The organism is Streptomyces sp. NPDC096176 (genome assembly GCF_044763255.1).
Taxonomy (GTDB): Bacteria; Actinomycetota; Actinomycetes; order Streptomycetales; family Streptomycetaceae; genus Streptomyces.
The window spans coordinates 605739-629033 of the sequence record NZ_JBIWFV010000002.1 but is presented as its reverse complement, the minus strand read 5'-3'; the positions used below and the strand labels follow the sequence as shown (position 1 = coordinate 629033).

At 66.8% G+C, this 23295-nt stretch carries 19 protein-coding genes and 3 pseudogenes; 7 read left to right on the top strand and 15 right to left on the bottom strand.

The annotated features are described in order from the left end of the window. Nucleotides 1-23: 23 nt before the first annotated feature. Together ACIQ7Q_RS08115 and ACIQ7Q_RS08110 are read left to right on the top strand one after the other, a co-directional pair. Nucleotides 24-1187: a C40 family peptidase gene (locus ACIQ7Q_RS08115; protein ID WP_403857773.1), complete on the top strand. Its 1164-nt coding sequence runs from the start codon at nt 24-26 to the stop codon at nt 1185-1187. Between the two features lie 29 nt (nt 1188-1216). Next, nucleotides 1217-1816: a hypothetical protein gene (locus tag ACIQ7Q_RS08110; protein WP_403857771.1), complete on the top strand. Its 600-nt coding sequence runs from the start codon at nt 1217-1219 to the stop codon at nt 1814-1816. Nucleotides 1817-2628: 812 nt separating this feature from the next. Here the strand turns inward: ACIQ7Q_RS08110 and ACIQ7Q_RS08105 are convergent. Beyond that, nucleotides 2629-3851: pseudogene (locus tag ACIQ7Q_RS08105) on the bottom strand (transposase); the annotation flags it as partial. A gap of 341 nt (nt 3852-4192) precedes the next feature. Here ACIQ7Q_RS08105 and ACIQ7Q_RS08100 point away from each other — a divergent pair. Next, nucleotides 4193-4732: pseudogene (locus tag ACIQ7Q_RS08100) on the top strand (transposase). On the opposite strand, the gene ACIQ7Q_RS08095 reads toward ACIQ7Q_RS08100, so the two are convergent. The 12 genes from ACIQ7Q_RS08095 to ACIQ7Q_RS08040 all read right to left on the bottom strand — a co-directional run bounded on the left by ACIQ7Q_RS08095 (nt 4680) and on the right by ACIQ7Q_RS08040 (nt 15896). After that, nucleotides 4680-4934 (bottom strand): hypothetical protein, encoded by a 255-nt coding sequence (locus tag ACIQ7Q_RS08095; protein WP_403858031.1) that lies wholly within the window; start codon nt 4932-4934, stop codon nt 4680-4682. The pseudogene ACIQ7Q_RS08100 and the gene ACIQ7Q_RS08095 overlap by 53 nt on opposite strands. Nucleotides 4935-4949: 15 nt before the next feature. Then, a complete protein-coding gene (locus ACIQ7Q_RS08090; RefSeq protein WP_403857769.1) occupies nt 4950-5207 on the bottom strand; it encodes a hypothetical protein in 258 nt (85 codons plus the stop codon). Nucleotides 5208-5522: 315 nt separating this feature from the next. Next, nucleotides 5523-6602 carry a glycosyltransferase gene (locus ACIQ7Q_RS08085; RefSeq protein WP_403857767.1) on the bottom strand — a complete coding sequence of 360 codons (1080 nt, stop codon included), beginning with the start codon at nt 6600-6602 and terminating at the stop codon, nt 5523-5525. Continuing rightward, nucleotides 6599-7648 carry a glycosyltransferase gene (locus ACIQ7Q_RS08080; RefSeq protein WP_403857765.1) on the bottom strand — a complete coding sequence of 350 codons (1050 nt, stop codon included), beginning with the start codon at nt 7646-7648 and terminating at the stop codon, nt 6599-6601. The genes ACIQ7Q_RS08085 and ACIQ7Q_RS08080 overlap by 4 nt, the downstream gene beginning before the upstream one ends. Nucleotides 7649-7740: 92 nt before the next feature. Continuing rightward, the gene (locus tag ACIQ7Q_RS08075; RefSeq protein WP_403857763.1) at nt 7741-8889 is read right to left on the bottom strand and encodes a glycosyltransferase family 4 protein; all 1149 of its coding nucleotides are present in this window, start codon (nt 8887-8889) and stop codon (nt 7741-7743) included. A 21-nt stretch (nt 8890-8910) separates the two neighbouring features. Further along, nucleotides 8911-9675, bottom strand: a complete 765-nt coding sequence (locus ACIQ7Q_RS08070; protein ID WP_403858013.1) for a phytanoyl-CoA dioxygenase family protein — start codon at nt 9673-9675, stop codon at nt 8911-8913. Further along, nucleotides 9675-10964, bottom strand: coding sequence for a hypothetical protein (locus tag ACIQ7Q_RS08065; RefSeq protein WP_403857761.1), 1290 nt, complete (start codon nt 10962-10964; stop codon nt 9675-9677). Before ACIQ7Q_RS08065 ends, ACIQ7Q_RS08070 begins: the two co-directional genes overlap by 1 nt. Nucleotides 10965-10984: 20 nt before the next feature. Further along, nucleotides 10985-11692, bottom strand: coding sequence for a polysaccharide deacetylase family protein (locus tag ACIQ7Q_RS08060; RefSeq protein ID WP_403857759.1), 708 nt, complete (start codon nt 11690-11692; stop codon nt 10985-10987). After that, nucleotides 11689-12738, bottom strand: coding sequence for a glycosyltransferase family 2 protein (locus tag ACIQ7Q_RS08055; protein ID WP_403857757.1), 1050 nt, complete (start codon nt 12736-12738; stop codon nt 11689-11691). The genes ACIQ7Q_RS08060 and ACIQ7Q_RS08055 overlap by 4 nt, the downstream gene beginning before the upstream one ends. Beyond that, nucleotides 12731-13462 carry a hypothetical protein gene (locus tag ACIQ7Q_RS08050; RefSeq protein ID WP_403857755.1) on the bottom strand — a complete coding sequence of 244 codons (732 nt, stop codon included), beginning with the start codon at nt 13460-13462 and terminating at the stop codon, nt 12731-12733. The genes ACIQ7Q_RS08055 and ACIQ7Q_RS08050 overlap by 8 nt, the downstream gene beginning before the upstream one ends. A gap of 11 nt (nt 13463-13473) precedes the next feature. Further along, nucleotides 13474-14436: a UDP-glucuronic acid decarboxylase family protein gene (locus tag ACIQ7Q_RS08045; RefSeq protein ID WP_403857753.1), complete on the bottom strand. Its 963-nt coding sequence runs from the start codon at nt 14434-14436 to the stop codon at nt 13474-13476. Nucleotides 14437-14969: 533 nt separating this feature from the next. After that, the gene (locus ACIQ7Q_RS08040) at nt 14970-15896 is read right to left on the bottom strand and encodes an NAD-dependent epimerase/dehydratase family protein (RefSeq protein WP_403857751.1); all 927 of its coding nucleotides are present in this window, start codon (nt 15894-15896) and stop codon (nt 14970-14972) included. A gap of 130 nt (nt 15897-16026) precedes the next feature. Here ACIQ7Q_RS08040 and ACIQ7Q_RS08035 point away from each other — a divergent pair, with 130 nt between their 5' ends. Genes ACIQ7Q_RS08035 through ACIQ7Q_RS08020 form a run of 4 tightly spaced genes read left to right on the top strand, consistent with a single transcriptional unit; the run spans nt 16027 to nt 18906 of the window. Continuing rightward, on the top strand, nt 16027-16866 hold the full coding sequence (locus ACIQ7Q_RS08035) for an aspartyl/asparaginyl beta-hydroxylase domain-containing protein (protein WP_403857749.1): 840 nt from the start codon (nt 16027-16029) through the stop codon (nt 16864-16866). Nucleotides 16867-16895: 29 nt separating this feature from the next. After that, on the top strand, nt 16896-17765 hold the full coding sequence (locus ACIQ7Q_RS08030) for a hypothetical protein (protein WP_403857747.1): 870 nt from the start codon (nt 16896-16898) through the stop codon (nt 17763-17765). Then, the gene (locus ACIQ7Q_RS08025; RefSeq protein ID WP_403857745.1) at nt 17762-18367 is read left to right on the top strand and encodes an LOG family protein; all 606 of its coding nucleotides are present in this window, start codon (nt 17762-17764) and stop codon (nt 18365-18367) included. The genes ACIQ7Q_RS08030 and ACIQ7Q_RS08025 overlap by 4 nt, the downstream gene beginning before the upstream one ends. Then, a complete protein-coding gene (locus tag ACIQ7Q_RS08020) occupies nt 18364-18906 on the top strand; it encodes an orotate phosphoribosyltransferase (protein WP_403857743.1) in 543 nt (180 codons plus the stop codon). The genes ACIQ7Q_RS08025 and ACIQ7Q_RS08020 overlap by 4 nt, the downstream gene beginning before the upstream one ends. Before the next feature lie 74 nt (nt 18907-18980). Here ACIQ7Q_RS08020 and alaS read toward each other — a convergent pair whose 3' ends face one another. Together alaS and galE are read right to left on the bottom strand one after the other, a co-directional pair. Further along, nucleotides 18981-21650, bottom strand: coding sequence for an alanine--tRNA ligase (alaS, locus tag ACIQ7Q_RS08015; RefSeq protein ID WP_403857741.1), 2670 nt, complete (start codon nt 21648-21650; stop codon nt 18981-18983). A 213-nt stretch (nt 21651-21863) separates the two neighbouring features. After that, nucleotides 21864-22847 (bottom strand): annotated as a pseudogene (galE, locus tag ACIQ7Q_RS08010) (UDP-glucose 4-epimerase GalE). Nucleotides 22848-23295: the final 448 nt, after the last annotated feature.

Sequence of the window (23295 nt, the reverse complement as noted above, 5' to 3'; positions counted from 1 at the left end):
CCACGGCCGACTCGAAGGAGCCGATGAGTGGTACCAAGAAGGTGCTCATCGCGCTCGCCATCGCCACTGTTCTCCCCTGGGTGGTGCTCTTCCTGGGCTTCTCCATGGCGGCGGGACTGCTACCCGGGGGAGAGGACGACCAGAAACCGCAGGTTCCTGTCGAAGTCAGCTGTGTCAAGGTGGCCGGCATCCCCAAACCGACGTGTGAGGCGTACCTGGCAGCCGAGATCAAGATCAAGGAAGTCCGCCCGAAGTGCAGGAAGCTCAGCTGGACGCTGCTGGCGGGCATCGGAAAGATCGAGTCCAACCACGGCCAGTATGCCGGCGCCAAGGTCATCGACAAATACGGGGAGAAGTACGGCAACGTCGAGCCACCGGTCATCGGCATTCCGCTGAACGGCAGCGAGGGCACCCAGCTCATCTACGACACCGACAACGGCAAGTACGACAAGGACACCGTGTACGACCGGGCGGTCGGCCCCACCCAGTTCATACCCCAGACCTGGGAGAGCGTCGCCCAGGACGGTGACGACGACGGTGACACCGATCCGCAGAATGTCTTCGACTCGGCGCTCAGCACCGCGGCGTACCTCTGTGGGACGGGCGAGGCGGACTTCTCCGACAAGAAGACGGAGCACGACGCCATCCTCCGCTACAACCACTCGGAGAAGTACGTCTCCGACGTCCTGGCGGCGAAAGCCGAGTACGACGCCCTCGGTGACGTCTCTGGTCCGATCGACGCCTCCGAGAAGGCCCAGAAGGTCATCGCGGCGGCGCGGAAGCACAAGGGCGCCGACTACTCCTGGGGAGGCGGCGACGCCAGCGGCCCCTCCTACGGCATCTGCTGTTCCCCGGGTGGGCACGACGCCCGCAAGACCTTCGGCTTCGACTGCTCGGGCCTGACCGAGTACGCATATGCCCAAGTCGATCTCCTGATCGGCAGCACCGCGCAGGCGCAGCACGACAGTGGCAAGGTTCGGGTCACCAGCTCACCCAGAAGTCTGGCCGGCGCAAAACCAGGTGATTTGCTGTTCTTCTCGGACAATCCAGGCAGCGGCAAGGGCCTCTACCACGTCTCCATCTACCTCGGTAAGAACATGCAGATCGAGGCACCGCGGACGGGGGACGTCGTCAAGGAGTCCCGAGTACAGACAGGCAAGCTGGACAGCATCGGACACCTCGAATGATGACTCGTGCGGAGCGCCAGGGAGTGGCGATGCTCGCGGCATCCGCTGTTCTCTCCGTGATCGGCGTGATCCTCCTCTGGCCGGACCTCAGGCCCAGCCCCTCCGCCGCGGCCGGGCCGCCGACGCCCCCTCCCACAACGTTGGCGTCCCCGACCGTCCGGCCGACGGTCCCCAGCGACCCGAAGCCGGCCCCCTCTTCGCCGTCCCCTACGCAGTCCGTCACGTCCTCGCCGGACGGTGACGCGCTCGCCGGCGAGGTGAGCGACGCCGCGCTCCAACGGGCACTGGAGCAGAGCCGACCGGTATCTGTCCCACCCAGCCTCGAGAGGCGACTGGTAGAGCTCGGGGGCAAGGTCCTGCTCGCCGATGTCACCGGCGAAGGCCGCAATGCCTTCCCCGAGTACTTCAGGGGCCAGCCCGCCACGGACCGCTGGCGTGACAGCCGCATCCGGGCGGGCGTCGCCGAACGCTACAAGGACCGTTCCGACGCGGTCCAGGTCCACCTCGTGTGGGCCGGCACGAGCCCCGAGGGCGTGCGCGAGGATCGGCAGCCGACGACGGTCCTGCTGGTCAGGGATCAGGCCAGCGGCGTCTGGGCGCCACGGCCGTTCTCGGTCGAGCCGGATTGACCCCGGTATTCTGAACGTGCCGTACGTGGTCCAGAAGGAAAGGCAGCGGAGGACCGGCCCCGAGAGGCGTCGTGCTCCCCACACCGGTGCCAGCTATCCCGCGGGATCGTTCACTCCAAGAATCACCGGTCCAAACACCCCACGTATCAGGGAACTCGTCGCGTTGCGTCGCCAGCGGTCTCGGCAGAAGCCATCCCCCGAGGAAGTGGACGAGCAGGTCCGTTTTGATTTCACTTGCTCGAATCCAGCTATTCGAATCGGAACGCCACAGCTGCACGCGATGCCCCGTATGTCGACGCGGGGGATCGCGCCGTCTGTCCGGCCAGGCCTTTGTGCCGAATGCCCAGTCCGATGCACCCTCGACTGCAACCAAATCCAACTGATTGCACCTCATATCCCCTGTAGAACCTGAACTGCGAGTTCAACAGGGCTCAACGGAACTCGGTCTACTCTTGATCGACATGAGCAACCTGAGTGAGTAGAGAACCATGTGGCTGGATCCACTATATGAGTGGACATCAGACATGGTGCATGTGTTGCCACAAGCGGCTGGCACCACCCGATGACCGCTCCGTTCGGGACCGTTGCTCACCGCGCCATCAAGGCCAACCGACGTGCCTGCCTCAGCCCGGATCCACCGGCTTGATTCAGGAGTGATCATTCCGGGGGCGTTCGAGTGGTCTGGCGGCTGATCTGCGGTTTCGGGCAGGGAGTATCCGCTGGTCTGCCCATCTCTTCCACAGGTCTCGGGCCCCTTCGGGCGGGTTGGGCAGGGCGCGCCAGGCGGTCGGTGGTGGCGCGTGCACTGCGCGGAACAACTGGCTGAAGTCCTCGCTCGAGGGCCAGCGTTCGGGCAGGTGGAGGGTGAGTCGGCGGGCGGAGCGGGCGAGGCGGGCGGGCACGTTGATGAGGTGGTCGCGGATCGTTGCGGTGGTCGCTCTGGCTTGGAACGTAGAGGCCAGTGCGCCGGCGGCGCGGGTGAGGTTGTGGGCCAGGGCGGCGAGGGTGAGCCAGGCGGCATTCGCCTGGAAGTGTCCGGACGGCGCGCGCCCGAAGGCGCTGTTCTTGATGTCCGCGATTACTTGTGCCACCACAGCGTGCCGCCGGTGCTCACGCTCGGCGTCCCTCATGGAGAGCGGAGAGTCGGTGAACGCGGCGTGGTAGCGCCAGGTGTCGAAGAGCGTGCCCTGCCCGTCGGGCTGGGCAGCAGTGCCCAGGCGCGACGCGACGCACAATCAGACGGGTGGTGACCTGCTGTTTCTTCGGTTTGGAACGGAGGCGTTCATCCGCACCGTGATGGAGAAGCGGGCGTTCAGGGACCGGCAGGCGTTGATGACGTCGGCGCCGTAGAACGCGGAGTCGGCCCGCACCACCAGCAGGCCGCTCGCGCCGCAGGCGCGGGCGGTGCGGATGGTCTCGGCGACGAACGCGGCCGCCCCGCGTGTGGAGTTCGAGGGCCCTTTGTGCAGCCTGGTGGCGGCGATCACCGGGGCGGCCAGCGGTGTGGAGACGACGCCGAGCAGCGCGTTCACCCCTTTGACCTTGCTGTATCCGTATCCGGTGCCCTGCTTGGCGTAGCCGTGGGTGCGGCGGATGGTGTCGTCGATGTCCACGTAGGCGACCTGGTCCGCGCCGGGCAGCAGCGGGGTGTGCGCCGCGAGACGGGGCAGCAACCGGCGGGCTACGGCGTGCAGTTGCTTCACGTGGCCGTGGGTGAAGGAGCGCAGGAACGAGCCGAGCGTGGACGGGGCCCGCACTCTGGTGAACAGGCGGGGCATCGCGCCGTGCCGCAGCCGGTCCATGTCCTCGATGCTGTCCGCGCCAGCGACCATGCCACCCACCAGCGACATGAGCTTTGCGGCGGGGAAAGCTCCGGTGCGTCCTTCGAGCACGGCAGGTGGATGTGCTCGTTGGCCAGCGCGGGCAGACCGCACCGCTCGACCAGCCGCACCACCGGCCCCAGCCCGCCGTATGCGATCAGATTCGGGTCATCGAACGCGGACGAGACCGCCGCCGCGGCATGGGAGGATTGCATCTCAGAAGTGCCTTGCCGATCGTGCGTGCTGGAAGCTTAGAGAACCCCCATCATCGTCCGGACCGGGTGCGCCGGTATCCGTCGGACATGACGGACGCGGAGTGGGCGGAGGTCCGGCCATTGCTGCCGGTGCCGGCCTGGCTCCAAGGCCGAGGCGGGCAGCCCGAGGGCTATTGCCACCGCCAGATGCTGGACGCGATCCGCACCTGGTCGCGGGCGGGATCTCCTGGCGGGCGATGCCCGCGGACTTCCCCGCATGGGCCGCGTTTACGCCTTCTTCCGCCGCTGGCGCGAGCACGGACTGATCACCGAGTTCCACGACCGGCTGCGCGGGACGGTCCGTGAACGCGAAGGCCGTGAGGCCGAACCCACAGCGGGGATCACCGACGCGCAGTCGGTGCGGGCCGCCGCGACAGTCCCGGCCCTCCTCGCGCGGCTACGACGGCAGGAAGAAAGTGCCCGGGCGAAAGCGGCACATCGTGACCGACTGCCTCGGTCTGCTCCTGGTCGTCGCGGTCACCGCCGCGAACATCGGCGACCGGGACGCCGCGGCGGGCCTGTTGCAGCGGCTGCGCCGCCTGCACCGCGACATCACCCTCGTCTGGGCAGACGGCGGCTACACCGGCGGCCTCGTCGGCTGGTGCCGGGACAAACTCGCCCTGACCTTGGAGATCGTCTAGCGCACCGACGACATGACAGGGTTCGTGGTGCTCCCCAGACGCTGGGTGGCAGAGCGCACGTTCGCCTGGTTGATGAACTCCCGCCGTCTGGCCCGTGATTACGAGACTCTGCCCGTGTCCAGCGAAGCGGTGATCCGGTGGTCGATGGTCACGCGGATGGGCCGGCGTCTGGCGCGGCCACGGGCCGCCGGCCGGCGCTGAACATCCCCGACGTCTCCTGCAGGAGCCCCCCGCGCTCTGCCAGGCGCCTGGCCTTCGAGCGCACCCCCTCGACCTTCGCAGGCGCCGTCCCCAGGCCCAGCCCCACCGCGATCTCCTTGGCCTTCGCCGGCCCCCTGCCCGCGGACCGCCGCTCCTCCAGCACGCCCAAAATCCGCTGGTAGTCCGGTGTCAGCACCGTCACCGGCAGCCCGTCCCGTCATGGCGGCACCGTCGAGCCCGGCACCGGTGCCGGTGAGCACGCCGTTTCCTTCTCCGCCCCGGTCACGGCAGTCGTCCCGGCGGCGGACACAGCCAGGGCCTCGACCAGCTCCTCCCGCGCGATCACTCGCCGGTCCAGTTCGATCTCCGCGGCCTCCAACACCTCAGCCAACCGCGCAGCTTCCTCCCGCAAACCCTCCACCCGCACGCGGGCAGCCGCCTCCCGCTCCTCCAGCATTCCCAGCACCGACGCCACCGCGCACCCCTTGGTCAGCAAGCGGACACAAGACGCCGCACGCCTCCCTCACCTGGAGGGAAACCATGCCTGACCAGCAGGAATCATGGGATCACGTTCGGTTGAGATACTGCTTCTGAGCTTGGCGTTTATCCTCGGCGGGCTTGGTGTTCCTTGATCGACGCGGCGCGTTTGACGGTCTGGGCGCCTGCCAACGCCGCCTGTTGGCAGGCACATGCGCTGCTGCATTGCTGAGCGTGACGGTGATCAATTGCTGCTGTTTCCGGGCAGCGAGGGAGCGTCGACGGGGCGGGCCGCGGGACCGTGCGGCTGCCGTCACGGCGCCGCGAGGCCGAGCGCTGTGCGGTAGAGGGCCGCCATCCGGTGCGCGTCGCCGCCGACGTCCGTAGGAGGTCCGCACCGCGCGCCGAGCAGCCCGACGACTCCATCCGCCAGGGACCCGGGATCCATGGGGCGGGCCAGGAACAGCGGGTGTCCGGGAGTGTGCCCCTCCCGGGCATAGGGCGCGTTGGCGGAGACGACGGGGAGACGTTTGGCCACCGCTTCGGCGAAGGTGCGCGGGTATCCCTCGTACAGCGACGGGTGGAGCAGAATGTCGGCCCACTCGTAGAACGCGTCCACGTTGGGTGTGGAGCCGGTGAAGGAGACGTTCTCGGCGATTTTGAGACGATGCGCCAAAGAGCGCAGTACGTGGTGTTCGGGTCCCGCGCCGAGGACCACCAGATGGACGTCCGGATATTTCGCTTTCAGGGCGGCCGTGGCGCCGAGTGCGTCCCTGACCCGTTTGTGGGGCGTCAGTCGGGAGACACACAGTAGCCGTGGCCGCGCGGTGAGAGGCGGTGCCGGCACGAGGCTTCCCGACGCGTCGGATCCGGGCATCGTGGGTCCATGTCGCAGGATGTGCGTCCTGCCCGCGGCACGAGGGTACGTCCGCGCCAACTGGAGCCCCACGCTTTCGGATACCGCGTGGAGGGCATCGGACCGGTGGGCGAGCAAGGCTTCGAGGAACGTCTTGACGGCGTCCTGTGCCGCCAGGGGCGTGAACGGGCGGTGCCGGTGAAGGCAATTGGTGTAGCTGTATACGAAGGCCCCGCGAGTCAGCCTGGCCAGCAGCAGCCCCACTACCCCGGCGGTAGGCATCGCAGCGTGGACGACAGGCCGCTCCCGCGTGGCCAGTGTGTGCAGCAGCCGACCCACCCGCATGGGATGGAGCAGACGGGTCACGGTGATTCCCGCGTCGCTAAGCCGCCGCTCCAGGGCCGGATGGACCGAGCGAAGCAGAACCAGGACGTCGACGTCGACGCGGTCTGCCGCGAGCCCCTCCGCGAGGTCCACAGTCCGTGTCTGGGCGCCGGCCAGGCGGAGGTCGGGCAGTACGAACACGACACGCGTCACGTATGTGGCTCCACTCGCCTGACCCGGCCCATCAGATGGTCCCGAAACTCGTTGAATCGGCGTTCCGCGCTGAGAACGTCCTCGACATAGCGGCGGCCGGCTTGACCGAGCCGGGCACGGAGGGCGTCATCGCGGTGCAGGGCCAGCAGGCAGTCCCGCCACTCCTCAGGAGTGGTGGCCTGGAGTCCGGTGTTGCCGTGGCGCACCATGACCGCCTGCGTCCCGACAGGGGAGGCGATGACGGGCAATGCGGCGGCGAAGTAGCCGAGGATCTTGCCACCGCACTTGGCACGGGCCCAGGCACTGTCGTCCAGGGGTGCCAGTGCCGCGTCTGCACGCGCCAGCGCGAGGCGCTCTGCATCCTCGGACCATTCGGTGAGCCTGACCTGAGCTCCGTCGAGCACATTGTTAGGCAACTCCCGCAGGCGGGTGACCAGCTCGACTTCCAGGTCGATGACGTCACGCAGTTCACGCAGGGCCGGATTCACCTGGGCAAGGTGGAGCGCGTTGGTGGGGGTGCCGGCCCACACGAGGCGCAGTCTCGAGCCCGGTTGGTGGTAAAGCCGCCGCGGAGCTTCCCCCGGTTCGATACAGGTTGGGTAGATATGCAGTTGCCGCGCGTGCGGAGCGAGGTTTTCGGCTATCGCCCAAGAGCCAGCGAGCACCACGCAGGAGGATCTGGCGATGAACGCGATCTTTCGCCCCATGTGTGCCAACTGCCGCTGTGAGGTGCCCAAGTACACGGCATCGTCGAGATCGAAAATCACGCGGACGCGGCGTCGGCGTGCCACGAGGAACAGCAGCCGTTCCAGCAACTTCACCCGGGTGCGGAACAGCAGGTCCTTCTGGAGCAGTACCACGTCGACACGGGGGACGACAGTGAGGATGTGCCACAGCCGCTGCGCCACGATGGCCAGCATTCCGGCCACCAGATAGGCGAGACGGCACACCCGAACGTCGGGCAGCCACCCAGGCGGCGGTAGGTATTTCGAGGGCCGCACTGCACACACCTCGACCTGGATGCCGTTCTCGCGCAGCCGGTCCACGTACAGCAGGGCCCGGAGTCGGCTGGAGGCGGACGTGCGGTCCGCCAGGAACATCGCCACCGCTGGCCTCGGGCCCCGGATCGTGCCGCTCCTCACCACAGTGAGTCCAGGAGTTCCGCGTAGTGACGGACCAGTCTGCGGGGTGCGTGATGCCGTGCCCTGGCTCGTGCCGCACGGCTCATCCGGATCCGCTGCTGCCGGGGCAGCGCGAGGAAACGTACCAGGGCACCGCCCAGGGCGGCGGGATCGGGTGTGTCGAGGAGGAGGCCGTTGCTCCCGTCCTCGACGAGGTCGCTCACCGCGGTGCGCGTCCCGATGACCGGCAGTCCGCTCGCCATGGCTTCCAGCGCCGCGTTGGAACAGCCCTCCATGTGCGACGCAAGCACGAAGACGTCGTGGCGGGCGTAGACCTCGGGCATGTTCGCGCCCGCGACACGTCCGGGGAGTTCCACGTCGGCACCCGACCGGGTCACCCGCGTGAGCAGCGTGTCCCGCAGCGCCCCGGCCCCGACCACGGTCAGCCCTCCGCAGCACACGCCGGTGCGGGCCATCCCGCCGAAGGCCTCCACCAACACCTCGGGATTCTTGTGCCGTTCGAGCTGGCATACGGACAGAAACCGGGGCGGCCGGTCATGTGTGGGTATGGCGGCGTCGAAGTACCGCTCGTTCACGGCGTTCGGCACCAGGTGGATCCGATCGCGGGGCACCTGGGCCGCAAGCAGGGACCGCTCCAGCTCCGACTTGACCACCACGGCATCGGCTCGGGCGAGCAGAAGGTGAGTACAGGGCCTGAGGAGGGAGGTGGTCCGAGGATAGCGGCTCCAGGACGACGACAGTTCGGGCCCGCAGGTGCGCACCACGTGCGGGACTCGGTGGGCACGGGCGAGGAGGCTGCCCGGGAGGGCCGCCGGCAGAGGCTGCCAGCTGATCACCACGTCCGGGCGGGGGAGAACGCCGGCCAAGGCGCCGACTGCGGCTCCGGCCGCGTAAGCGACCAGCCGGAGCCGACGGCTCGCGGTCGGCGACGGGTGGATCGCGATCTGACGCAGACGGGTGTCCGGGCGCCACTGCCCGGCACACTTCTCCCGGGGAACGACCAGGACGAGCTCCCAGTCGGTGTGGCGCAGCACGGCGTCGGTGAACGTCCTCAGGGCCGTCGCGGATCCGTAGCCGCTGGTGAGGGGTTCACCTGAGAAGATGAGGATCCTGCGACGGCGCTGGAGTGAGGGCGTGATGGTCATGAAGGTTGTGCGGAACGCTGATCAGTAGTGCCCGAGCTTGTCGATTGAGTCCGACCTGATATCGATCTCGGCCCAGTTGGCGACGAATGCGGGGGCGTAGCTGAACGCCATGAGCAGACGCTCGCCGTCGCTGCTCTTCGGCAGGGTGCCGTGCAGCAGTGCCTCGTTGAGGAGAATGGCGTCTCCGGCACGTACCGGGACGTGGTCGAGGGACGGGAAGTTCTCCTTGGTCAACTCGGGTTGGCGGCCGGATGCGGCGGAATCCGGGAACCAGGGGTAGTTCGCCTTGTGGGACCCCTGCAGGTAGCAGAACGGCCCGTCCTCCGCGTGCTCCACATCGCTCAGGTACACGAGGACCTTCACGAACATGCAGAGGATTCTGCCGTCCTGGAAATCATGGCTGAAGCTCATGTTCCGCTGAACCGAGCGGCCGTCCCCGTACTCCAACACCTCGCTGTTGCCGTTGTGCAGGTAGAAGACGCTCTGGCTTTCCCGGCGCAGTGCGTAGCTCTCGATGAGCCGGTAAGGCTGATTGACCACGGGCTCAACCAGATTGCGCACGGCATCGCTCTCGGCGAAGTCCTTGACCAAGGAGCTGCGCACCGCGAGGTCGTCGAAGCGCTCTTTGTCACCCCGGCCTTCCATGAAGCGCGAGGGGAAGGAGAGCAGCTCCTCGCGGTAGGCCATCGCAGTGTCACGGGAGACGAACCCAGGGACGCGCAGGAAGCCTGTCGTGTCGAACAGATAGAGCTCCTGACGGGACAGCGGTTCCTTGCGCAGGGGCATCAATGACACGAGGACTCTCCGATCTCAAGGGTGTAAGCGGCGACCGTGCCAGCGGCTGCCTGAGGGAGGAAGGAATGCTGTACGAGCAGGGCACCGAGGCCCGCTGCCGGCAGGCCGATAACGCTGACGGTCTCGGCTCCGGCGTGAGGGAGCGTCACGTTCACGGCTGCGTCACCCACGCTCACCCGGTCGCTCAGGTGACCGTCCACATAGAAATGGACCGCCGCTTCGCCGCTGGCGGCCACCCCCGCCCCGTTCTCCCGGGCCGCCACCGGTTCCAGGATGAACTGCGATCCGTGGGACTCGGCCGGGACGAGCCAGGTCAGACACAGAGGGAGAGCCAGAGTCCCGTACGAAGCGGCAGGTGCCGCGGGGGAGGACTTGGACAGCGCTGCAGTTCCACGCAGCAGGGAGCGGGCGCCGTCCGCGGTGTCGCTGGTCGACCCCCATGGATACAGGTGTTCTTGTGAGACCCCCGGAGGCAGCAGACGCACGCTGTCGTCCAGCACCATCGCCTTCGCACGGTGCCCGCCGTAGTGGGCTGCGCAGCCGAAGACGCCGGGGTCCTTGACGGCGTCCGTGATGTAGTTCCATTCGTGCCCGAGCGGTAGCAGCCGCTCCCAGCAGGGCCCGCCCTCGCCGAGGAGGGCCGACACCACGCACATGTCGTCCCAGGGCAGTTCGGTGAGCATGTCCGACTTGGCTGCCTGGATGGCGAGCCGCCAGAAGTGCCCGTAGAAGTGGCCGTCGTCCCGGGGATTGCTGTAGATCATGCCGGCTTGGAGCAGCGGCCCGCCGCTCCCGGCCGCCGGCAGCAGGCCCGTGCCGGGGGCTGCCGCGGTCGACGCCAGCCTGCCGTAGTACTCGATGCTGGACTCGTCGACTGCGGCGGCGATGCGCCCTCGGGACAGGGGCCCCAGGAGTGCTCCCAGGTCCATCGGCCGCAGAAACAGGATGTCAGCGTCGCAGTGGACGTCGTAGCGGTCGGTCGGCGGGAGGGCGTCCAGCAACTGGGGCGAGTGCCGCCAGTAGAAGAGGTGGTGCCGGGCGCCCCGGCCCACGGCCTGTGCGACCTCGTCGTTCGAGGGGACCACGTGCAGCACGGTGACACCCGGAATGTTCCCGAATTCCTCCTGTCGTAGTGCGGGGGTGTCGTTGGCATCCACCACGACCACCTCGACGGCGGGGTGACACAGCTTGAGGGACCTCACGGCGAGGACGGAGAGCCTGGTGGCCTTCTCCCCACGCACGACGAACCGGAACCGGAAGTGTTCGGAGGCGCCTTTCATCAGCTCTCTTTCGATAGGCGTCAACGTTTGAACCACTCTCGGTAGACCGGGCTCCCGTGGATAAGAGCATTTGTCAGCGAACATCCCTGCCAACCGCGTTGGGCGTATGCATCCAGAACGCGCCGGGTCAACGCACCGCGGTCGAACACCGGTGCAGGGCCGTCTTCGACCCCGTCCTCGATGGCTGCGAAACCGTCGTGCGCGAGGAGCACGGCCCCTGGGTGGGCTCCGTCGAGCCCGTTTTCCACGTGGTCATCCGCGTCCAGAGCGTGCCAGTCCTGCAGTGCTGGGCCCCAGCCGACGGACGTCAGACCGCATCGGGCGATCGCGCTTCGAGTCTCCGGTGTCTGAGCACCGTACGGAGGGCGGAACCAGACGACTTCCCGTCCCAGGACGTCCTCGAGCTCGGACTTCGCGTCCCGGATCCGCGCCTCCACCTCCTCCGCGCCGAAGCGTGACAGCCGCTGGTGGTCGGGACCGTGCAGACCTATGTCGTGCGGTGAGTCGGCGAGCCGCTGGAACAGTGAGGGGTGTCTGCGGACACGGGACAGCAGGACGAAGAAGGTCGCCGTCGCGCCGCGGTCGGCCAGCGCGTCCATGACACGGTCCGTGCCGCCGGGTTCGGGACCATCATCATAGGTGAGCACGATGTGCGGCAGGTCGGCCGTGACCTCGACTATTGTCCCGGTCATCTCGATCGCCGGGGAGCCGTCGCGTACCTCGCTCATCCGCCTGTCCCTCCAGACACCACCGTGTCCCCGGTGGCCGCCGACGACGTCCATGGGGTGCAGGCCTCGCGGGCCCTCTGCTGCAGAACGTCGTCCCGCGACACCGTCTCGGTGTGCCGGCGCCAACGGAGAACGCCCTTGGCCATTCCGAGGGTTGCTCCTGTGGCACGCAGCGAGTAGCGGGCCGATGCCCGCCGCAGCCCCGGACGTTCGGCCACGGAGAGTGCGAGGCGCACAAGGAGCCCGGGGCCGACGAACGCGGCACGGGCGAGCCGGGACAGCGTATCCGCCGTCGAGCGGTGCCGTACTCCCGTGTACGTGGCAGCAAGTTCGCGGATCAGCCGTTTCGACACCTGGGCCCGGTAGCCGACCGTGTACCCGCTGCGCCATGTCATGCCGCGCTCGTAACTGATCACGGCGTCGTGTACGAAGGCGACTGAGTGGCCGTCCATGACGAGGTCCACGACGAAGGCGCGGTCCTCGGCGTACATCAGGTCACGGAAGGGATGGGCGAGCGCGGCCTCCCGGCGGAAGGCACAGGCTGAGTTCGAGAAGAGCGCGGCCTCGTAGGGATCGGTGCCCCGTGCGCACAGGTCGACGAACCTCTTCTGGTCCAGGACGCGATCGCCGGCGGGAAAGACGCTGAAGCGTCTCATCTCCAGGCGGGACCTCGGGGCCGGGGGAATCTGGTTGCAGAAGACGGCGGCTGTGGTCGGGTCGGCCTGCATAGGCGCGATGAGCTTCGCCAGCCAGTCCTCGTCCTGGGGGATCGAGTGCGACGAGAGCAGCACCACATACCTTCCCCGGCACAGTTCGACTCCGAGGTTGATGGCACGTCCGTAGCCGAAGAGCGCCCGGGGGAGGGTGAAAACCCGCGCTCCGCGTTCCTCGGCTGTGTCGGCACTCTCGTCCGTCGACTCGTTGTCGAGGACGACGATCTCCATGGGCAGGGAGACGCGTTGGCGTCGCAGTCCGTCGATTGCCTGACCAAGTACGCGTGCCTCGTTGCGGTTTCGGATGAATACGGAGATCAGCGGCTCAGTCATTCCCGCCCTCCGCCGCCAGTTTGGCCGCTGCCGCAAGCGGAAGTGTGCTGCGGTTCCAGAAACCGATATCGCCACGGCGCTGTGCGAAGAAATACTCGGTCTCCTGGTCCGGCTCGTGGGGATCGCGGTACCAGGGCATATGGCGAGCCAAGTAGGGTGCGTCGGTCCGCAGCGCCTCGGTGACCTTGTACGGCGTACCGGGCCGATGGACGGAGAAGGTGGTGTCGACGTGCGCAGCGAAGACTCCCTTTTCGACCTCCTTCTCCCAGAACGGCCTCTCCCAGGTAATCACGGCCTCTTTGTGCGGGTACCGGTCGGGGATGTCGTCGATATGGAGACCGAACCCCGTCTTGTCGAAGTCGGGGTGGCGCAGCAGAAGCTCCTGGAAGTATTCCACGGCGTCATCCGGGCACGATGTGTCGGGAAGGACGTCCGGGTCCGTCACGACGAAGGGCTGCTCGTGGCCCAGTCTTTGCGCCAGTCCGCTGAGCCAGGGCGCCTCATGGCCCAGATTCTCGGGGAGCGTGATGACGTTGTGCGGAGTTGATCCGAGGTATTCGAGCAGCGGAGGGTAGGTGGAGGCGTTGTCCAGGAGGTGAATCTCCTCGTGACCCGATTTCTCCAGCCACGTGACGAGCCTGCGAAGATCCGACAGGAGATTGTGACAGATGATGATCACGGGTATGTCGGCGCGCGACACGGGTTTGAATTTGTTTCCGTTCATGCGTCCACCTTTTACAGACCGGCTGGCCTGTTTGCCCCTTCCGCCTGCTGACGGAACCACTCGATGGTGCTCTTCAGCCCGTAGCCCAGATCGAACGAAGGAGTCCAGCCGAGCAGCTCTTTGGCCTTGGTGATGTCAGGGCGCCGCACATTGGGGTCGTCCACGGGGCGCGGGGTGAAGACGATGGGCGACGGGGATCCCACGGCGTCCCGGATGCGGTGGGCGAGGTCGATCATCGATATCTCTTCCGGGTTACCCAGGTTGACCGGGCCCGGCAGATCAGAGGCCGCCATGAGCAGGACGGCCTCCACCAGATCGTCCACGTAGCAGGTGGAGCGGGTCTGGGAACCATCGCCGGCCACCGTCAGGGGCAGCTCGTTCAGCGCCTGCCAGATGAACGTCGGGATGGCGCGCCCGTCCTCCGCCCGCATGCGCGGACCGTAGGTGTTGAAGATGCGGATGATTCCTGTGTCGACCCCGTGGACTCGGCGGTAGGCCATGGTGAGGGCCTCCCCGTAGCGCTTTGCCTCGTCGTAGACGCTGCGTGGCCCGATGGGGTTGACGTTGCCCCAGTACTCCTCGTGCTGAGGGTGTATTTCCGGGTCGCCGTACACCTCCGAGGTGGAGGCCAGGAGGAAACGTGCCCGCTTGTGGCGGGCCAGTTCCAGGGCGGTCTCGGTGCCCGTCGAACCAGCGCGCAGGGTTTCCAGGGGCAGCCTGAGGTAGTCGACGGGAGAGGCGGGACTCGCGAAGTGGAGGACGAGGTCGAGCGGACCCTCCAGGTGCAGGGGCTGCGCGATGTCGTGGGTGAGAAGGGTGAATGCATCCAGGGATGCCAGTGGCTCGACGTTCCGTCGGTCGCCGGTGGAGAAGTTGTCCACGCAGATGACCTCGTCACCGTTTTGTAGAAGACGCTCACAGAGATGCGAACCGACGAGTCCGGCTCCTCCGGTGACGACTACGCGACGACTCATCTCCGCGGGCTCCGTTCGTTGTGGCAATGCTGTGGAAGTAAGAGGCGTGACGGGCGCTACTGCGAGCCCGCAATGTGACGCCCTCTTGCGAGCGAAAGGGAGTAGCTTTCCTGGGCAATACGTATCCCCCGTATGCGGCCCATGAGTTCGGAAGTCGGCAGCATACCGCAGTGGCACTGCGCCGCAACTGGGATGACATCAGCGGGAATTGCTGCCCTCGCCCCGAGTCCGACGGGTGCAGTGCGCCGGGTGTTCACACCCCCGCATCGGCATCAGCCCCGGCAACACGCTTTCACTGGCGGCCAGTCAACTTCTGCTGCTGTACCTCATCTTGAGCGTGGCAGGCGGAAGGATGCCCCTCGTCCGGGCGGCTGAAACCCGGTTAAAAGTCGGCAACGTCACAGGTCAAGTTCACCGATACGGCACGCAAAGTGATTCCGTGATCACCCTCCGTAGGATGGCTTGAGGGTCATGTCCCTACTGTGCTTAAACTGGCCCGAGTTGACGGTCGCCAACAGGCTCGACGGACTTTCTCACGGGGGAAAGGCAGATGCTTGACTGTAGCCCTTGAATGCGCGCTTGCACGAAGCCACTTGGCGTTCCACCAGAGCTTCCAGGTCGGTCTTCGGTACCCATCCCGTAATCGCGGCAAGGCGTGAGGTGTCGGCGCGTGTGTGTGGCGGATCATCGTGCGGAGCCGGTGCCGACTGCACTCGCGGTTCGCGCGACAGCGCCCGGCCCACGGCGGCGACGAGAGAGGCGAGTGTGTGCCCGGTTCCGGTTCCGATGTTGACGGTTCCGCAAAAGCCTCGCTCGGCGAGTACCGTCATCGCGCGGGCCACGTCACGGACATCCGAGACGTCCCGGGTGCGGCCCGCGGATCCGAGGATTCGCACGGGCCGGTCCTCGGCCACGGCGGAGATCCACTGCGCGAGGGCCATGTCGGCCCGCTGGTTCTCGCCGGCGACGGTGAAGGGTCGGCACACGGCTACGCGTCCCCCGGCACACAGACGTCTGGTACAGAGCTGCTCCACCTCCGCCTTGGAAGCGGCGTAACCGCCCCGAGGACGCAGTGGATCGTCTTCATGGCTCGCACCACCGTCCCGGGTGCCGCCGTACACCGACGAGGACGATGTCACCACTAGGGGGACAGAAAGGGGAACTCGCTCCAGAACAGCAGCCGTTGCCAGGACATTGTCCTGCCTGCGCCACTTCTCGGCCTCGGGTGATCGATCTCGTACTCCGGGGCGACCCGCGAGATGGAACACCGCGTCGGCGTGACGCAACGCCCGTATCAAGCCCGAGTCGTTGTCCAGCAGGTCCGCGGTGATCCCGGTGAGACCTTCGCGTGCAGCGATCGGACGCCTGTCGATGCCGGTGACCCGGTAGCCCGCACCGAGCAGGAACTCCGTCAGATGTGAGCCGATGAATCCGGCCGCTCCCGTCACGACGACTGGCACGTCGCCTCCTTCGCTGCCCTGTGGTTCCGTACTGCGGATCTTGCGGTGTCACTGTACGGGCCACCGATCCACATCAGGTCACCAGTCGTACGACGCCCAGCTTCGACCCCGTTCCCGAAGGAGTTGTCACGTGCTTGCCACTGACGCCATGAATTCCGTGCTGCAGAACCAGGTAGCCCGCGTCAGACCGGTGGACAGCCTCGTGCTGGATCGGCTCCGTCACGAGGCGCTGACGGTTCCCGACGAGTGGGTCGCCGAGTACGGCCAGTTTCAGTCCGGCGGCTGGTGGACCGTGTCCCTGCTCAACGACAGCGGTGTGCCGACCGACGTGGAGATCAAGGACTGCGACCCCGTCGAGACCTCACTGCTCCAGCGCATGCCTGCAATGCGTAAGTTCCTCTCAGAGCTGGGACTTCGCTACATGTGGGTACGGCTGGCGCGCCTGGAGCCGAACTCATTCCTGTGGGAGCACCGGGACTACACCGAACTCGACGAGTCGGAGCACCAGCGACTGCACGTCCCGCTGGTGACCAACAGCTCCAGCGCTCTCGTCACAGGTGGCGCGCGTGTCCACATGCGGGAGGGGCACCTCTGGCGGCTCAACCCCACTCATGTGCACGGTGCCTGTAACATGCTCGGCCCGGACCGCATCCATCTCGTCATCGACTGCTACGCCGATGACGTGCTCGCTGACATGAGGTCCGGCGAGGCGCTCACCGACGACGACGTCACCTGTCTTCACCCGGTCACACGGGAGCAGCTCGATCAGTACGTCGACGTCGCCCGGACCCTCATGAAGCTCGGGTACGACCAGCAGGCCGAGAGCTACCTCCTGCGACTCTTCTACCAGCACGCGCTGCCCGAGGGAGAGATCTACGACCTGATCGCGTCGCTCCACGAGCCGTTCGGCCGGGTGGAACACGCCGCCACCTGGCTCGCCAACAAGTCCGTGCTGCTCGGCCGGGCCTGAGGGCGCCCGGTCGTCGAAGGAGTTCGATCGTGAACAACGCTGTACTGGATTCGCTGGCGCAGGCCAATCGGCCCAACCAGTTCGGGCTGCTGGAAAGAGCCATGGGGCTCTTCACAACGAGTGAGGCGGTCACCCACCTGTTGGTGCGCGGCTCGCTGGCCTCCGGAACGGCCGACAGACTGTCGGACGTGGACTTCGTCGTTGCCGTACGGGACGAGTCGTTCATCGACTTCATCGCCTCGCTCGATGCGCTCGTACAGGTCGACCTCGGCGGCATCCTGCCCGGCTGGCGGGACACCATCGTGGGCAACATGGGCGGGCTCGGCTTCGTCTTCCTCGTTCCGTGGGCGGGCCACCTCCAGCAGATCGACCTGTACGTCATCCCCTCGAGCCGGGTGGAGGACGTGCACCGGCACACTGTCGCGCGAACGATATTCGTTCGCGACCCGGACGCCGAGTACGAGCCGAGCGCGACGGTGCCAGAGTTCGTGGCCGAGAGCCTCGCCGCGCCGCGGTCCTGTACCGACCTGCTGATCGAGGTGCTCGTCCTCGGCTATCTGATCCGCAAGCGCATCGCCCGTGGACAGGACTTCATCGCCTACTCCGAGAGCTACCGTTTCAACGAGGCGACGAAGAACCTCATCAAGGCCGCGCTCGCTCCCACCTCCCGCTTCTACGGCTGGTATCAACTGCGCGAGGAGGTCGGCGCGACGCCGATCGGCCGCCAGTGCCTGCAGGATCTCAGCGCGATGGTCGCCGCGTCCCCGGTCCCTACGCTCGCCTCGCTGACCGACGGGCTGAACCGGGTCGATGCCATCGCCGAGCGGGCGGCCCCGGAAGCGCTCGACTCGCTGCGACCGGCGATTCAGGCCTACCGATACCACCTGGAGCTGTCATGACCGTCGAAGAGATGCAGCGCGGGCAGTTCCGGGCCACGTTCTTCGGCGGCGTCGTGCCGGCCTCCAAGGAGGAAGAACTGCTCGCCCACGGCATCGGGAGAGCCCTCGGCAAGGCCGGCTTCGTCGTTCAGCACGGCGGTTACAACGGGCTGATGGAGCAGGCGGCGTGCGGAGCAGCGGAGGCCGGGGGCACGGCAGTCGCCGTGACGTTGACCGACGTCGAATGGGGGGCTTTCAACCCCCATGTCACCGAGGCGCTCCGTTTTCCCACGATGGGCGAGCGGCTCCACCAGTTCCTTGACGGCGTGGACCTCGTCGTGGCGATGGGGGGCGGAGTCGGCACCCTGCACGAGCTCACCGCCGCGATCTGGTACGCCGGCAACATCCGGCCGGTACCGGTGTGGCTTGCGGGCGACACGGCCCTGCGTCTCCTGGCGTTCTTGAAAGAGGACCGCTGGGTCTTCGAACGGCCCACGCGCCCCTTGGGCTTCCTGAAGGAGTTCCAGGACCTGGGCTCCTTCGAGTCGGCGCTGTCCGACACCTTTGTTTCCCGCGGCGACAGTTCGCTGCCGAGGCCGCAGAAAGGGTGGAGGACGACATGACTTCGGCAGGTCTGCTGGCCCGCATACGCGAGACCGCGTTCCGGCAAGGGGAGTTCCACCTCCCTTCGGGACAGGTTGTACATGAGTACTTCGACGAGTTCCTCCTGGCCGCCGACCCCGCCCTGCTCGGTGACGTGGCCCGGGCCCTGGCTCCCGCGATACCGCCGGGCACCGAGGTGCTGATTGGGCTGGAGCTGGGCGGAGTCCCGCTGACGGTCGCCCTGTCGGCCGCTTCGGGGATCCCTGCGGCCTTTCTGCGCCGCCGCCCGAAGGCGTACGGCACGTTCAAGCAGGTCGAGGGCCAGGCCGTTGCTGGCCGGAACGTCGTGGTCGTGGACGACGTGGTGCGTTCGGGCGGTCAGGCGCTGGAGGCGGCCGCGGTACTGCGCCGACTGGGGGCGACGGTCGGCGGAACGGTGTGCGTGCTCGACCGCGGCCTGGAGGGCAGGGCCCGCTTGGCTGCCGAGCACATCGAACTTCGGTCGCTGCTGCTGGCTCGGGACGCCGGCTTCCAAGAAGTCAGCCTGGCCGTCGTGTGACGGAACCGGACCGGCCTCGGCGTTCCTGGTGCGCTGCCGCACCGGAACGGCCGAGGCCGGTCCCTTGCTTCCGGTCAGGAGCCGACGGCCGCCTGCACAGCACGGACGATGTGCTCCAGAGCATCTGGGATGCCCTGCGGGTCGGTGCCACCGCCCTGGGCGATGTCCCACTTGCCGCCGCCGCCGCCCTTGAGGACCTTGGCGGCGTCACGGACGAGGTCACCGGCCTTCACACCGCGCTGCTTGGCGGGTTCGTTGAGCGCGGCGATGACGAGGGGCTTGTCGTTGGCGAGTGCGGCGACCGCGACGACGGCGGGCCCGCTGAACCGGTTGCGCAGATCGAGTGCGAAGGTCCGCAGCTCGTCCGCGCTGACGTCGTCCGTCACGTGGTGCGTGACCACGTGCACTCCGCTCACCACGACCGACTCCTGCACCAGACGATCAGCCTGGCCTCGCAGCTGGGCAGCCCGCAGTGCGCTCAGCTGCTTCTCGGCGTCACGGAGTTGCTTGATGAGCGTGGAGACCCGGTCCCCCATCTCCTCGACCGACACCTGAAGCATCTCCGACACGGACTGGGCCATTGCCCGCTCCTTGGCAAGGAAGCGGAAGGCGTCCATACCCACGAAGGCCTCGATCCGACGCAGGCCCGAGCCCACGGAGGACTCGCCGACGACCGTCAGCGGGCCGATCTGGGACGAGTGCGACACATGCGTTCCACCGCAGAGCTCGCGAGACCACTCACCGCCGATCTCGACGACCCGCACGACTTCGTCGTAGGTCTCGCCGAAGAGGGCGATGGCGCCCATCTGACGGGCCTCGGACAGCGAGGCGTACAGGGCCTGCACGGGCAGGTCCCTGCGCACGGCGAGGTTCGAGACCTCCTCGATCTCGCTGCGGGTCTCCGCTGACAGGCCCCCGGTCCAGGAGAAGTCGAGGCGCAGGTATCCCGGCTTGTTGTAGGAACCGGACTGAAGGGCGTTGGGGCCGAGTACCTCCCGCAGGGCGGCGTGGACCACGTGCGTACCGGAGTGGGCCTGGCGGGCGCCCAGACGCCACTCGGGGTCGACCTTGGCGAGCACCTTGCGGCCCTCGGTCAGCTCGCCCTGGCGGACGCGTACCCGGTGCACCCACAGCTTGCGGTTCACCTTCTGGACATCCACCACCTCGAGCTCGAGGCCGTCGGCGATGATCACGCCGGCGTCGCTGTCCTGACCGCCGGATTCCGCGTAGAGGGGTGTGCGGTCGAGGACCACCTCGACGATGTCACCCTCTACGGCCGCCTGGACCCGGCTGCCGTCACGGAGGAGACCGCGGACCACGGCCTCGCTCTCCAGCTCGTCGTAGCCGGTGAACTCGGTGGGGCCGGAGGCCAGCAGGTCTCGGTAGGCGCTGCTGTCGGTGTGCCCGCCGGCCTTGCGCAGGGCGCTGTCGGCCTTGGCGCGGGCACGCTGCTCGGCCATCAGCTTGCGGAAACCGTCTTCGTCCACGGACAGCCCGCGCTCCTCGGCCATCTCCAGAGTGAGGTCGATGGGGAAGCCGTAGGTGTCGTGGAGCTGAAAGGCCTTGCTGCCGGGGATGCGGGTGCTCTTCTGCTCCTGCGTCTCCCTGGCGGCCAGGTCAAAGATGGCCGTGCCGGCCTTGAGGGTCTGGAGGAACGTGGACTCCTCGGCGACGGCGATGCGGTCGATCCGGTCGAAGTCACTTGCCAGCTCCGGGTAGTTGGAGCTCATCACATCGACGGTGCGTCGCGTCAGTTCATGTACGACCGCGTCCTGCGATCCCAGGAGCCGGACCATGCGCACGGCCCGCCGCAGCAGTCGGCGCAGGATGTATCCACGGCCCTCGTTGGAGGGCGTGACGCCGTCACCGATCAGCATCACGCTTGCGAGGATGTGATCGGCGACGACACGAAGCGACACGTCGTCCTTGGGGTTCTTGCCGTAGGAGGTGCCGCTGAGTTCGGCGGCCAGGTCCAGGATCCGGCCAGTGGTGTCGATTTCGAAGATCGTCCGGACATCCTGGAGCAGCGCGGCCACGCGCGCCAGACCGAGTCCCGTATCGATGTTCTTCGCTGGCAGCTCACCAAGAATCGGGTAGCCCTCCTTGGCAGGGCCCTCACCTCGGATGTTCTGCATGAACACGAGGTTCCAGATTTCCAGGTACCGCTCGTCATTGGCCATGGGGCCACCGTCGCGGCCGAAATCCGGGCCGCGGTCGAAGCAGATTTCCGAGCTCGGCCCACACGGCCCGGGCACGCCCATGGACCAGTAATTCTCCGACATCCCGAGTCGCTGAATTCGGTCGGCGGACACTCCCACGTCCCGACGCCAGATTTGCTCGGCCTCATCGTCGTCAGTGTACACAGTAACCCATAGCTTGTCCTCGGGGAGCCCGAGTCCACCGTCTGCTACCGAGCTCGTCAAGAATTCCCAGGCAAATGGAATTGCCTGCTCCTTGAAATAATCGCCGAAGGAGAAATTTCCGAACATCTGGAAGAAAGAGCCGTGCCGCGTGGTCTTTCCGACCTCCTCGATGTCCACGGTGCGTACGCACTTCTGGACACTCGCCACCCGCGGGGCGGGAGGGGGGGCCTCGCCCAGGAAATACGGCTTGAACGGTGCCATGCCTGCGTTGATCAGCAGCAGGGTCGGGTCATCCGCGAGCAGGGACGCCGACGGTACAGCCAGGTGCCCCCGCTCCTCGAAAAACCGAAATGCTCGGCTGCTGATTTCTGCCGACTTCATGAGGCGCCTTCCAGATGGTCGCTCGTCTGAGTTACGAACAGCGCAGCGTTGCGCCATACAGACTCAATGGTACGTTGTCGTCCACTCATCGTAGGCAGTGCGGTGCACCGGGCTCCAGGGATTAGCGGGGCGACGAGGGCCCAGCCTACCGTTGCGTGGGCGGCGCCGTGTGCGGCTTTGTCAACAAATCGAGGGATGTGCGATGCGTCCACTTCAACTGGTGGTTCGACCATGCCGCGTGAAGTTCCAGGCGTCTTCGATCATCTCAACCATATCGGTCCGGGCGGGACGCCAGTCCAGGAGTCGATGAGCGCGCTCCGGTGAGGCGACCAGTCGCGCGGGGTCGCCTGGGCGGCGCGCGGTGATCTCCTGGGGTATCGGATGCCCGGTGACCTTACGGGCGGTCTCGACGACCTCATGAACCGAGAAACCCCGTCCGTGCCCGAGGTTGCATATGTCATGGCGGCCGGGGCGGGCGGCCCGGAGCGCGAGTACGTGTGCCTCTGCGAGATCTGCCACGTGAATGTAGTCGCGCACACAAGTTCCGTCCGCGGTCGGATAGTCGTCGCCGTAAATGGTGACGTGGCTCCGGCGATTTTGTGCCACTTGCAGGACGATCGGAATCAAATGCGACTCGGGATTGTGTCGTTCCCCCGTATCGTCCGTAGGCGCCGGCCACATTGAAATAGCGAAGAGAAACGGCTGCCAGGCCATGAGCGCGAGATTGACTCGAGAGCATGTGATCCACTGCAAGTTTGGAGGCGCCGTATGCATTGATCGGCCGGGTGGGTGCATCCTCGCAGATGGGAATCACGTCGGGCTCGCCGTAGACCGCGCACGTGGATGAGAAGATGAAAGTTCCGATCCGGGCTTTCGGGCGGCCTCCAGCAGGGCGCGCGATCCTTCCGTGTTGTTGTACCAGTATTTCTCCGGGGTTCGTACAGACTCCGCGACCTCGGCGAAAGCGGCGAAATGCAGTACGGCGTCGAACGAGGGGTCGAGTACCTCCTCGGCCCGATGGATCGTCCCCTCGACGAATAGCGCGCCGTCAGGCACTGCGTCACGGAACCCGTTGGAGAGGTCGTCCAGCACGGCGACCCGGTAACCGGCCTGCAGGAGATGTGCCGTAGTCACCGAGCCGATGTAACCCGCCCCGCCCGTGACGAGAACCTTTCTTGGGGAGACTTGGTAAGTCATCTCTACCTCCTGGTCCTGGAGTGGTGTCGTCCGCGGGGTGTGCGTCTCGCGTGGATGACTTGCCCAGTTCGCCTCGCTCGGCGGCGCGACGGACCACATACTACTTTCTGTCCTCCAGACTCCGTCGGCGGGCACTCTTGCCGTTTCAGGGTCGGCCGCCGAAGCCGCACGGCCAGGCCGCAAGGTCAAGGATCGCCCAGTAGGCGACTGCCACCGCAACCGTCCATACGCCTGCACTGACAGCATTTCACTGCGCACTACTGCGGCGCGAAGGCGAACTGGCCGTGCTCATTGGCGGCTTCGCCTACACCGTTACGATCCGGCAGGAGTTCCCGCAAGCCACTGAGCTTCTTCGAGTTGGCCACCGATCGGGTGATGGCCGTGAAGCGCAACGAGCGAGGCCCCCGGGCTGTTGATCGAGATGTCTGACGTCTCAATCACGTTGCTC